The organism is Ruegeria sp. AL7, assembly GCF_056536105.1.
The window spans coordinates 462,230-474,082 of the sequence record NZ_JBQFJF010000001.1; the positions used below are offsets into that span (position 1 = coordinate 462,230).

Annotated in this window: 10 protein-coding genes; 1 reads left to right on the forward strand and 9 read right to left on the reverse strand. The window is 56.7% G+C overall.

Annotated features, from left to right (window positions below; all coding sequences use genetic code 11):
• The 7 genes from ACR3E2_RS02330 to ACR3E2_RS02360 form a co-directional block, all read right to left on the reverse strand.
• A complete protein-coding gene (locus ACR3E2_RS02330; RefSeq protein WP_480481637.1) occupies window positions 1-483 on the reverse strand; it encodes a MarR family winged helix-turn-helix transcriptional regulator in 483 nt (160 codons plus the stop codon).
• 4 nt (window positions 484-487) lie between these two features.
• Complete coding sequence (locus ACR3E2_RS02335; RefSeq protein WP_480481635.1) at window positions 488-1,255, reverse strand: crotonase/enoyl-CoA hydratase family protein; 768 nt, start codon at window positions 1,253-1,255, stop codon at window positions 488-490.
• Between the two features lie 10 nt (window positions 1,256-1,265).
• Window positions 1,266-2,030 (reverse strand): SDR family NAD(P)-dependent oxidoreductase, encoded by a 765-nt coding sequence (locus ACR3E2_RS02340; RefSeq protein WP_480481633.1) that lies wholly within the window; start codon window positions 2,028-2,030, stop codon window positions 1,266-1,268.
• A gap of 91 nt (window positions 2,031-2,121) precedes the next feature.
• Window positions 2,122-3,435: a TRAP transporter large permease gene (locus tag ACR3E2_RS02345; RefSeq protein ID WP_209504353.1), complete on the reverse strand. Its 1,314-nt coding sequence runs from the start codon at window positions 3,433-3,435 to the stop codon at window positions 2,122-2,124.
• Window positions 3,432-4,016, reverse strand: coding sequence for a TRAP transporter small permease (locus ACR3E2_RS02350; RefSeq protein ID WP_480481631.1), 585 nt, complete (start codon window positions 4,014-4,016; stop codon window positions 3,432-3,434). Before ACR3E2_RS02350 ends, ACR3E2_RS02345 begins: the two co-directional genes overlap by 4 nt.
• Before the next feature lie 58 nt (window positions 4,017-4,074).
• A complete protein-coding gene (locus ACR3E2_RS02355) occupies window positions 4,075-5,115 on the reverse strand; it encodes a TRAP transporter substrate-binding protein (RefSeq protein ID WP_480476338.1) in 1,041 nt (346 codons plus the stop codon).
• 337 nt (window positions 5,116-5,452) lie between these two features.
• Complete coding sequence (locus tag ACR3E2_RS02360; protein WP_480481629.1) at window positions 5,453-5,896, reverse strand: MarR family winged helix-turn-helix transcriptional regulator; 444 nt, start codon at window positions 5,894-5,896, stop codon at window positions 5,453-5,455.
• A 135-nt stretch (window positions 5,897-6,031) separates the two neighbouring features.
• Here ACR3E2_RS02360 and ACR3E2_RS02365 point away from each other — a divergent pair, with 135 nt between their 5' ends.
• Window positions 6,032-7,960: an FAD-dependent monooxygenase gene (locus ACR3E2_RS02365; protein WP_480481627.1), complete on the forward strand. Its 1,929-nt coding sequence runs from the start codon at window positions 6,032-6,034 to the stop codon at window positions 7,958-7,960.
• A gap of 164 nt (window positions 7,961-8,124) precedes the next feature.
• Here ACR3E2_RS02365 and ACR3E2_RS02370 read toward each other — a convergent pair whose 3' ends face one another.
• A complete protein-coding gene (locus tag ACR3E2_RS02370) occupies window positions 8,125-9,135 on the reverse strand; it encodes an Ldh family oxidoreductase (protein WP_480492679.1) in 1,011 nt (336 codons plus the stop codon).
• 31 nt (window positions 9,136-9,166) lie between these two features.
• On the reverse strand, window positions 9,167-11,596 hold the full coding sequence (locus ACR3E2_RS02375) for a GcvT family protein (RefSeq protein WP_480481623.1): 2,430 nt from the start codon (window positions 11,594-11,596) through the stop codon (window positions 9,167-9,169).
• Between the last annotated feature and the right edge of the window lie 257 nt (window positions 11,597-11,853).

Sequence of the window (11,853 nt, forward strand, 5' to 3'; positions counted from 1 at the left end):
TCAGCCCCTTTTCCTCGCTTTTTCGATCGTCCTGAGGGCATCGAAAACGGTGGTGATGGTTGCGTCATCCAAACCGGCCAGCAGCTTGCCTTCGTGGGCGGTAACCGCGGCGACGGCCTTTTCATATAATTGCCTGCCCGCCAGTGTCGTCCTTAGCGCATAGGCGCGCCGGTCGGTCGGTACCCGGTCGCGGACGATCAGTTCCCTGCGCTCCAGTTCATCAATGATGACGACAAGGTTCGGGCGCTCGATATCCATTGCGTCAGCCAGTTGGGACTGCCGCAAACCGGGGTTATCGACGATGAGAACCAGTGCCGTATAAGTCAGCATTCGCAGACCAAAGGGACGCAGAGTTGTTGTCAGGTCTTCCTGCACCACATTGAAGGTCCGTTTCATGCGATAACCGACAAACCCCCGCAGCGTGGCATCGCTGATCGTGTTAGGCGCGCCGTCTTCTGGCGTGTGTTCATGTTTCTTTTTCATGTGTTCACCTGAAGTTCGGGGCGCGCTTCTCAAGAAAGGCCCGCAGTCCTTCCTGCGCATCCGGTGTTGTTTGCGACAGGGCCACGGCCAGCGATTCAGTAAACAGTCCGTCGTTCTGCGACATTTCATTGATCCGCGCGACCGCCTGAATCATCAGATAGTTTGACAGTGGCGCGTTTCGGGAAATCTTACCTGCCAGCTTTTGGGCCAGCGCCAAAGCCTCGCCTTCACCCACGCTATAATGTGCAAGCCCCAGCGATACCCCTTCATCGGCACCATATTTGCGGCCGGTCAACATCATCTCGGTCATCCGATCGGCCCCCAGCAGGCGACCGACCCGCGCGGTCGCACCGCCGCCGACAAATATACCGCGCCGACCTTCGGGAAGCTGAAAGATCGTTGACGGTTCGGCGATGCGAACATGTGTTGCCGCGGCAAGTTCCAGCCCGCCGCCGATCACGGCACCAAACATGGCCGAGACAACCGCAAGCCCACCAAACTGGATCTTGTCCATGACACTGTGCCAGTGGCGGGAATGATGCAGGTTTTCCTCGGCTGTACGATGAACATGCTCGGACAGGTCCAACCCGGAACAATAGTGCCCTTCAGTTCCGGTCAGGATCACCACACGCACATTTTTGGGTGGTGCAGAAAAGAAATCATCCAGCGCGCCCAACAGTTCCTCGCACATCGCGTTTCGCTTGTCTGGGCGGTTCATGGTCAGGGTCGCGATGGATCCGTTGACCTCAATGTTCAGGATTTGGCTGTCCATGGGGAACTCCTTACCGGGGCGGCAGACGAACGGCGCCGTCAAGTCGAATAGTGGTGCCATTCAAAAACGGGTTTTCAACGATCTGTTCGGCGAGCATTGCGAACTCGCGCGCTTCGCCAAGGCGGGCAGGGAAAGGAATGTTCGCAGTGATCTTGGCAGTGACCTCTTCCGGCAAGCCTTCCATCATTGGCGTGTGGAACAGGCCGGGTGCGATGGCCATCACCCGAATACCCGACTGTGCGAGTTCCCGCGCGGCAGGCAGGCACATCGAAGCGATTGCCCCTTTGGACGCGGCATAAGCGGCTTGACCCAATTGACCGTCCTGCCACGCAACCGACGCCGTGTTGATGATCACACCGCGTTCACCGTCAGCCAACGGGTCGAGACCGGCCATGTGTCTCGCCGCGTGGCTCATCACGTTGTAGGTGCCAAAAAGGTTCACGCGCAGAGTTTTCTCGAACACGTCGAATGACAGCTTGCCTTCGCGCCCAACGATCCTGGCCGCCATGCCGACGCCTGCACAACTGACGGCGATTCTGGGCGCCGACCCGAAATGGGATACTGCCGTCTCAAACGCGGCACTGACGGAGGCCTCGTCACTGACATCGGCTTGCAGGGCAAGGCCACCAATTTCGTCAGCGACTGCCTTCGCACCGTCGGCATTGAAATCCAAAACGGCAACCTTTGCTCCGCTGGCGGCGAAATGCCTTGCCGTTGCAGCGCCCAGTCCGCTTCCACCGCCGGTGACCAGGGCGATACATCCACTTAGCTGCATGGTGCTCTCTCCAATTTATTATGCTCAATCATTGTTGTATCTCATACCTATTTTCGGATGGGCCTGCTCCGGACCGCTGTTGGTGTCTAAGCTAGGGGATCAGGAACAGGGTAATGGCTGGAAACAGCACCAGGATCATGACCCGAATGATGTCAGAGGTGACGAACCACATCACTGCCTTGTAAGTTTGGGTCATCGGGGTTGAACGATCCATAGCGTTGATAATGAACAGATTCATTCCGACCGGAGGGGTGATCAGCCCGACCTCGACAACGATCAGAACCAGAATACCGAACCAGATGGCCACATGTTCGGGGCTCATGCCGAAATCCAGTGCGCTGATGACCGGAAAGAAGATCGGGATTGTCAGCAGGATCATTGACAGGCTGTCCATCAGACACCCGAAGATCAGATAGAACACCAGGATCAGGCACAACACCATCCACGGGCTGAGCCCAAGTCCAACGACCCAGCCAGACAGTTCCTGCGGTACCTGAGTGAGCGCTAGGAAACTGTTATACAGCCCTGCGCCCAACACGATGAAGAAGATCATCGCCGTGCTTGAGGCCGTGGCAATGATGCTTTCGACGAAGACCTGCCAGTTCAGATTGCCCGAGATCAGAGCGATCAACCCGGTTCCCGCCGCCCCCACGGCTGCGCCTTCGGTTGGGGTGAACCAGCCAAGATAGATGCCACCGACAACAAGGCCAAAAACCAGCAGGACAGGCCAGACATCCAGCAGTGCCCGAACGCGTTCAGGATATGGGATCGCTTCGCGGGTGCCCGCGGCGTCAGGATACATGCGCACATAGATCGAAATCGTGATGATATAGCCGAGCGCTGCCAGAATGCCGGGGACAAAGGCCGCGAGAAACAGCTTGGCGATATTCTGTTCCGTCAGGATCGCATAGATCACAAGGATCACCGAAGGCGGGATCAGAATGCCCAATGTGCCGCCAGCAGCAAGCGTTGCGGTCGAAAACCCGCCGGAATAGCCGTAGCGGCGCAGTTCGGGCAGCGCGACACGGCTCATCGTCGCGGCGGTGGCCAGGGAGGACCCGCAGATTGCGCCAAATCCGGCACAAGCGCCAACTGCCGCCATGGCGACGCCCCCTTTACGGTGGCCCAACCAGCTTTCGGCCGCTTTGAACAAGGCCGAAGACATGCCCGACAATGTCGCGAACTGCCCCATCAGCAGGAACATCGGAATGATCGTCAGCGAATAGCTGGAGAAGGTAGAGTAGGTTTCGGTTTTGAGCTTGGCCATGAACATGCTGGTGCCACCCATGGCAAAATACAGCCCGCCAATCCCGCACAGCAACATGGCAAGGCCAATCGGCGCGCGCAGGAAAATCATGATAAGAAGTACGGGAAAGGACACGTAGCCCAGTTCGAGCATGGTCAATGTGCGGCCTCCCCGCGATAGGGCAGGATATGACGCCCGGTGACAAGCTCGATGACCTGCGCGACGGCGCAATAGACAGCAACAAGTGATGCGACAAGGGCGGCAACAAAGCTTAGCCCATAGGCCCACCAAACAGGAAATTGCAGCAGAAAGGTCGTTTCACCATAGTCCAGCTTGTTTTGCATGCCGACAAACAGGCGCCATGTAATCAAAAGGATGACAAGCGACAGGATGATTTCCCAGAACGTGATGATCACCTTGTTCACCTTAGCCGGAAGGGCGTTTGTGAATACATCGACCGTGGCGTGAGAGCCGTAGAGCTGGCAGATCGGCAGGAACGAGAAAATGGCGAATGCAACGCCGGCTTCGACCAGTTCAAAATCGCCATTCACCGGCCCGACGCCCGATGCAATCAGCGCATTTGCTGCTGCTTCCGACAGTGACGTCAGAATGTCCGAGTGACCCAGCGTGTTCAAGCCGCGCCCCAGCACGCTGACACAGGTCAGCAGGACCAGCGCAGTCAGAACCACACCGCCGAGAACGGCCATGAAGCGCGCGATGCGCTCAACCAGTTTCTGCATGATCAACTCCAAAGGGATTGCTCTCCCAGCGGGAAATAGCGCCGGAAGAGCGACCGGATCAGTTGCCGGAGTATTGCGAAATCAGTTCGAGCGCGCGGGCGCGCAAGCCGGTTCCGTCCAGACCTTTTTCATCCATCTCGGCGATCCAGGCGTCAGTGGTCGGCTGTGATGCTGCCTTCCATTCCGCAACCTGTTCCGGGCTCAGCGTGATGATGTTGTTGCCGCGTTCCATTGCCTGCTTGTGCGGTCCGTCATCATCGGCCTGCATCTGCTTGCCTGCGAAGGCCGAGAATTCAGCGCCCGAGTTGGCGTCGATGACGGCCTTCAGATCATCCGGCAGTGCATCCCAGCGGTCCTTGTTCATCGCGAAGATGAAGGTGGTGGTATATAGCGTGTCGTCGCCAAAGGTCGTGTGGTTCCCGACCAGCTCGTTGACCTTCAGGGCGCCTGTCACTTCCCAGGGAATCACAGTTGCGTCGATCACGCCTTTAGACAGCGCTTCAGGTACCGCGGGAACAGGCATGCCAACGGGGGTTGCCCCAAGCGAGCTGAAAAGGCCGTTCGTTACGCGTGTCGGTGCGCGCAGCTTTACACCGTTCAGATCTTCGATGCTTTCGATCGGCTCCTTTGAATGGATTAGACCGGGCCCGTGCACCCAGAGCCCGAGAACTTTGAATTGCTTGAAGTCATCGTCCATCATAGTTTCTTCGGCCAGATCCCAATAGGCGCGTGAGACGGCTTCTGCATTCGTCATGGTGAACGGCAGTTCGAACACTTCGGTCCGGGGAAAGCGGCCCGGCGTATATCCGGACACCGTCCAGACAATGTCGGCCACACCATCAATGGCCTGGTCGATCAGTTCGGGGGGTTTGCCCCCAAGCTGCATGGACGGAAACCTTTGAATTTCGATCCGGCCATCCGAATCCGCTTCGACCTTGTCGGCCCAGACATCCAGAACGTTCTTGGGTACGTTGGCTTGTGCCGGCAGGAACTGGTGCATCCGCAGTGTCACTTCGGCCGCAATGGCAGTGGTTGACATGGCGCCAAAAGCAATCGCCGCCACTGCAGATTTGAGTATGGTTCTGCGCAAGTTGGTCATGGTCTCCTCCCTAGATGACCTATGAGTATCATCCCTGTTCATGATTGCTCATATTAGTTATGTTTTATAACGATTTTGATCCACTTTCTTAGTGTTTGGTTTCAGGTCCTTTTCGGAAAACAGAATGCTCACACATGTGAACCTTTTCGTCGAAACGCTACGCAACAGACAGGTTATGCGCGGACGCCAAGTTATCCTCTCAGGATTACATTGCCCTCGGTTGGCTCAAAGGTAAATTGAGATTTCTTAGATTTTAGTTTCTGTTTTCGGTAACTAAAGCGCGAAAACGGTGGATTTGCTTTCCCTGTTTCAATTGGACCAGCGCCCGCGGTGGAATTCAAGACCGTGTGTTATCGTTGGTGACAGCTTCAACTGCCTTGCCTGCGAGCTTCAGGAAAGTTTCGCGTTCATTCGGAGTTAGCCCTTCGAGGATCTCGTTTTGCAGGTCAATTACGACTGGCGCAGCTGCCGCTAGGATGTCTTTTCCTTTTTCGGATAAGGTGACCTCTCGCGCGCGTCTGTCACGTTGACTGACCGAGCGTTTGACATAGTTTTTCTGCTCCAGCCGGTCGATAACCCCGCCGATTGTTGCGCGGTCATAGGCGATTTTCGCTGCGACTGTCGCCTGATCAATGCCGGGTTCGGCGCGAATTGTTTCAAGTGCTGCGTACTGAACGGATGTAAGGTCGATCCCGGCCTCCTGCATCCGGACCGAGAACACGTGGGTTGAAATCTGATTGAGCCTTCGGATGAGGTGCCCCGCCATTCCGTAAATACTCATTCAAAACCTCCGAAATCACTTTACGCCGTCACTTTTTCAGAACTACCGCGGCAATTAGTGAGTGTACATATCTTTGTTGACAGGAATTAGTAAGTATAGTTATTAAAATTGCGTGAACCTGCGGAGGAGGGGACAATGCAATATTACGTTGATGGATTTCGTCCGGGTGATCCGGATATCAAACCGGCTGCGTTCGGTCACCACATCCACCCCACAACCCTCCCCGAAAAGGTTGATGTTCTGATCGCGGGTTGTGGACCGGCCGGGCTTTGCCTTGCGGCGCAACTGGCCGGGTTCGCCGAAATTTCGACAATGATCGTGGATCAAAAACCGGGTCCGATGGAGAAAGGCCAGGCGGACGGTGTCAACGTCCGTTCGATGGAGATGTTTCAGGCGTTTGGTTTCGCTGAGAAAGTGAAGCGCGAAGCGTATTGGGTCAACCAAACGGCATTCTGGACGCCCAATCCCGCAAACCCGGACCACATCCGCCGGGCGGGCACGGTGCAGGACGTGGCCGACGATCAATCCGAGATGCCACATACCTTGATGAATCAGGCCCGGATTCATGAGCTGTTTCTGGAGGTGATGAGAAACGCTCCAACGCGGCTGCAACCCCATTACGGGCTTCGTGTCAGCGATTTGACGATTGATGCCGGTTCCACAGATCACTCCGTCACAGCCCAGCTTGAACGCCTGGGCGATGATGGCGACGTGATTGAACGGCTTACAGTACGTGCGAACTATGTCGTAGGCTGTGACGGTGCACGCAGCAATGTGCGCAGGGCTATCGGGGGTAAGCTGCAAGGCGACGCCGCACACCAGGCGTGGGGCGTTATGGACATATTGGCGAATTCCGATTTCCCCGACTTGCGGCGGAAATGCCTTGTTCAATCGGCTTCGGAGGGAAACGTTCTGATCCTTCCACGCGAAGGCGGATACCTGTTCCGAATGTATGTCGAGCTTGACAAGCTGAACCCGGATGAGCGGGTCGCCAACCGCAATCTAACGGCTGACCATATCATCGCTGCCGCGAACCGGATCATGCGTCCTTATTCCATCGACGTAAAAGAAGTCGTTTGGTGGTCGGTCTACGAGACCGGCCACAGGTTGACCGACAAGTTCGACGATGTCCCGCAGCATGAAATTGCAACACGTACCCCACGCGTGTTCACGGCGGGCGACGCCTGCCACACCCATAGCCCCAAGGCGGGTCAGGGGATGAACGTGTCGATGGGCGATACATTCAACCTGGGTTGGAAACTGGTGCATGTGCTGACAGGAAGGTCAATGCCTGACCTTCTTCACAGCTACTCGGCCGAGCGTTTGCAAGAGGCCAAAAGACTGGTCGAAACCGACCATAAATGGGCCCGGATCATGAGTGCGCCACCGGGCGAGTCAGAGCTTGACGGCACCGACATGCCCCGATTTCAAAAACAGTTTATCGAAAATCTGGAATTCACCGGCGGGCTTTCGGTTCACTATGGGCCTTCGGACTTGGTCGCCGAACCGGTTCACCAGCATCTGGCGCGTGGGCTGGTTATAGGCAAGCGATTTCATTCCGCACCAGTTGTCCGGCTTGCGGATGCCATGCCTATGCAATTGGGACATGTGGCCGAAGCGGATGCGCGCTGGAGGCTCTATGCCTTCGCAGAACAGGGAGACGCAGGTAGGCAAGACGGATCGATCCATCACCTTTGCGAGGCTTTGCAAAGCGATCCGAACTCTCCTCTGCGACGGTTTACGCGCCCTGACGAAGACATCGACGGTTTGATAGATCTACGGGCCATCTTCCCACAGGATTTCAAATCGCTGGCCTATGAGGATATGCCGTCTCTTTTGAAACCCGAGAAAGGCAGGTATGGTCTGCGCGACTTCGAGAAGGTTTTTTGCGTTGATCACAAGAGGCGCGAAGACATCTACGAAATGCGCGGAATTGACCGGACAAAGGGCTGTATGGTCGTCGTCAGACCGGACCAATATGTGGCGCATGTTTTGCCTCTGGAGTGTCACGCTGACCTGTTTGATTTCTTCTCCAGACTATTTGTTTCGGGCGGCGGTCGATAAGTACGACGTCTCAGGTCACAACGGACCGCCGTTCCGAGGGGAGAATGGTTTGTCGCATCCGTGCTTGGTTCTGCAGGATTGCCGCCTGGGCAAATCTGGATTGGCGCCTGAAGCCGCCCATGTCGCAGGAAGGCTCTCTAGCCAGGAAGCTAAGCGCGGGTATTTCAGGACGCGTTTAACGCGGCCAGAACCTCGGTGCTGACCACAACACCGTCAGCTTCGGCTGCCGCCCGTTTGGCCAGACGCCCGTCACCCGGAACACGGGCTTCCCCATTGCCGACAATTTCTGCGCAAATGCGCGTGATATATTGATTGAAGGCCGCGTTGCCGAACCTCGTCGGATCAATCGCAATCAGTGTCGCACCGCCTTTGATGTTAAGGGCTCCGAACGTCTCGCGTTCTTGATTGTCCACGGAAAGGGTTCCACCAGCCAGGGCGGCACCCAACACCTCAACCATGAAAGCGATTGCGGCGCCCTTGTGCTCGCCAAAAGGTAACAGGCTACGGGTTTCCAGGATGGCGTTCGGGTCCGTACTGGGTTGGCCGTCAGGATCCAGCCCGGCGGGGCGGGGCAGGTCGTGCCCCTCGGCTGCGGCCATGCGGATATCCATCAAAGCAACCATTGAAGACGCCTGATCCCAGACTATCGGCGCACCGTCCTCGCGCGGGCAGGCAAAAGACATCGGGTTGGTGCCAAAAACCGGGCGCACCCCGCCTTGCGGCACCACCATGGACAATGAGTTGATCACGGCGAAAGCTACCAGACCAGCCTCGGCCAGCGGTTCGGTGTCAAACCGCAACGCGCCCAGATGGTGGCAATTTGCGCAGGTGAACGCGGCAATGCCGTATTCCTGCGCCATTTCGATCAACGTGTCGCGGGCTTCTGCTGCGGCGACCTGATAATATCCGTTATCGGCATCACCGCGCAAAACGCCCGGGGCAGCCTTTTCTACCTTGGGTTTCGCATTGCCGTTTGCATAGCCCGAGGTGAAGCTTTGGACATAGACCGGTAGCATACGCAATCCGTGGCTGCGCGGTCCGTCCCGCTCGGACCGGGTAACAATGTCGGCCAAAATATCGCTGCCCTGTGCATTAACTCCGGCAGAAACAAGTACGGATTTCGCCAGCGCCCGAACCTCGGCAAGAGTAAGCGTTTTGGTCGATTGTTCGGTCATCATTTCAAATCCAGTCTTTTTACTTCAGGGGTTAGGCACGCGCACGCGCGTTGGTGGGATCAACGGCGCAAGTATCGATCACCTCGGCATCGCGCATTTCGTAATGGACCAACACCTGCATCCTTGTACCCGGCGCGGTCATATCGTTTGGTACAAGTGCCATCGCTATGTCGTGGTTGCAATAATAAGAGAACCCACCCGACGTAACGCGCCCGATCAGTTCACCGTTTGCATAAACACCCTCATCGAACATCACCGATGTTTCGCCAAAGGGAAGCTTCAACGTGACCAACCGTTTGTGATTGCCCTCGCTTCTCTGCTTCTCCAGCGCCGCTTTTCCGATGAACTCTCGCCCCTCGGTGACGACAAACCGATCAAGGCTGGCCTCATACGGTGTCATGTCCTTGCAAATCTCGCGGTTGATGGCGCGATAGGACTTTTCAAGGCGCATGGACTCCAACGCCTCAAGCCCGAAGGGTTTTACACCGGCTTTCAAAAGCAGGTCGACAAGGTGTCGGTTATACCCGACAGGATGGTGCAGTTCCCAACCCAGCTCGCCTGTGTAAGATACCCGAAGCAGGTTTACGTCTTTGGCATAGCCCGCTTCACCCTTTTGCGCAGAGAGCCAGGGAAAAGCAGCATTCGACAAATCGTTGTCGGTCAGCGGTTGCAAAATCTCGCGCGCCTTGGGACCGGCCAGAGCGATCACACCCAACTGTTCCGAAACGTCTTCAAGGATAACCGATTGATCTTGTGGTAACAGACGTTGCAGCTGATCCCAGTTATAGGCGCGCCAATTCGGGGTCGAGACCAGATAGAAATCATTCTCGGCATAGCGGACAACTGTGTATTCCGCATCCATGCCACCTTTTGGATTCAACAAGAGCGACAGGTTCATCCGGCCCACTTTGGGCAATTTGTTTGCCATCAGACCATCCAGCCACCGCGCAGCGCCGGGACCGCGTATAGTAAACTTGGTCATCGGCGACATCTCGATGAACCCGGCCTCTTCGCGGGTGGTGTGCACTTCCTCCTGAACGCGTTCCATGTGGTTGGTGCGGCGGAAAGAATGTTCGGGGATCGCCTCTTGCGGCGATTTGGCGAACCAGCGCGGGAATTCATAGCCGTTGAAGCTGGTCCAGACTGCGCCATGCGCCGTCAGCAGATCGTAAGACCCCACGGTTTTCATTGGGCGCGCGCCCGGGAAATCTTCGCCGGGGATATGCGCGTTCATATGTGTGCCCCAGGTTTCGCGAACCTTATCCATGGTCCAGCGTTTGGAGGCGTAGTCAGAGAAACGGCGCGGGTCCAGTTCCGACATGTCCATGCCCGGATCACCGTCGACGATCCAGCGGGCCAGCCGTTCGCCCACGGTGCCGCCCCACAGAATGCCACCGGGCATCCCTTCGGCCAACCACAGGTTTTTGTGCCCCGGCGCTGGCCCGGCAAGTGGCAATTCGTCCGGCGTCATTTGGAAGGGGCCGCGCGTGTTCGCCTTGATGCCCACCTCGCCAAGCACTGGCACCCGTTCGATCGCCCGTTCCCATTGGGTTTCCACGGCATCGAAATCCTCGGGCAAGAGGTCTGCGCCAAAGTCAGGTGGCACGCGGTCTTCGGCAAACAGTTTCAGGTCCTTGGTGAATTCATAGGGCCCGAACTGAATGCCACCGACATCTTCGCGCAGATATGCGCCGTAATCCTCATCCCGCAGGATCGGGAACTCGGGCAAACCCTGCGCGCGACGTTCCTTGAGCAGTGGAACGGTTTCCGTGGTCCAGTACTGGTGAACGATAGGAATGCAGGGCAGGTCCAGCCCAACGCGCCGGGCATTTTCACGGGCATAGTTGCCGGTGGCAAAAACCAGATGCTCGCACGTGATCTCACCCTGATTGGTGGTCACTTTCCAATGACCGCTTTCCAGCCTTTCATACGCCTGTGCTTCGGTGTTCTGACAGATTGTGGCGCCTGCATCCCGCGCCAGTTTTGCCATTGCCATGGTGATGTCGGCCGGGTTCACATAGCCGTCCTCGGTATGCAGGATACCGCCGCGAATATGCTCGGACTGGCTCAAAAGGGGGTGAACATCGGCAATTTCCGCCGGCGTCAACAGTTTGCAGGGCACACCGGCGGCCTCGGCAATCGAGATATATGACTGGAATTCATCCCAACGTTCCTGGGTGTTGGCAACGCGCAGCTGACCCACTTTGCGCAAGCCTACCGACGCACCCATCTTCTGTTCGACTTCGGAATAGATGCGGATGGTTTCCATCGTCATCTTCGACACGTTTCGGGACCGCACGAAGGTGACCAGCAGACCTGCGGCGTGCCAGGTCGAGCCTGAGGTCAACGTGGTTCGTTCCAGCATCACCGCATCGCTACAGCCGTGCTGTGTCAGCCCATACAGAATGGACGAGCCCACACATCCGCCGCCAACGACAACAACTTTGGCATGTGATTTCATTCGCCGATTTCCTTCTTGCGACTGATCATGGTGTCAGACGCTCTGCCTGCCCGAAATCAGTAAGATGAGAACGTTCCGAAGTTTTTACGGAAACATGTTGCCAGACAATCGCAAAAAATCTCTCCTGCGGCTTAGTTCAGGTCACCTCTCACCGGGTGCCTTCGCATTGGTCGCTGTCTGGGTCCCGGTCATTCGGTGCTGTCCAGCACGGCATCAATTTTTATGTGCCTTGTGTTGTTTCACCTTGTTATGTTAGC

Bases quoted from the DNA above. Each gene is read 5' to 3' on its own strand.
- ACR3E2_RS02330 (WP_480481637.1), bottom strand. From the start codon at position 483: ATGAAAAAGAAACATGAACACACGCCAGAAGACGGCGCGCCTAACACG.
- ACR3E2_RS02335 (WP_480481635.1), bottom strand. From the start codon at position 1,255: ATGGACAGCCAAATCCTGAACATTGAGGTCAACGGATCCATCGCGACC.
- ACR3E2_RS02340 (WP_480481633.1), bottom strand. From the start codon at position 2,030: ATGCAGCTAAGTGGATGTATCGCCCTGGTCACCGGCGGTGGAAGCGGA.
- ACR3E2_RS02350 (WP_480481631.1), bottom strand. From the start codon at position 4,016: ATGCAGAAACTGGTTGAGCGCATCGCGCGCTTCATGGCCGTTCTCGGC.
- ACR3E2_RS02355 (WP_480476338.1), bottom strand. From the start codon at position 5,115: ATGACCAACTTGCGCAGAACCATACTCAAATCTGCAGTGGCGGCGATT.
- ACR3E2_RS02360 (WP_480481629.1), bottom strand. From the start codon at position 5,896: ATGAGTATTTACGGAATGGCGGGGCACCTCATCCGAAGGCTCAATCAG.
- ACR3E2_RS02365 (WP_480481627.1), top strand. From the start codon at position 6,032: ATGCAATATTACGTTGATGGATTTCGTCCGGGTGATCCGGATATCAAA.
- ACR3E2_RS02370 (WP_480492679.1), bottom strand. From the start codon at position 9,135: ATGACCGAACAATCGACCAAAACGCTTACTCTTGCCGAGGTTCGGGCG.
- ACR3E2_RS02375 (WP_480481623.1), bottom strand. From the start codon at position 11,596: ATGAAATCACATGCCAAAGTTGTTGTCGTTGGCGGCGGATGTGTGGGC.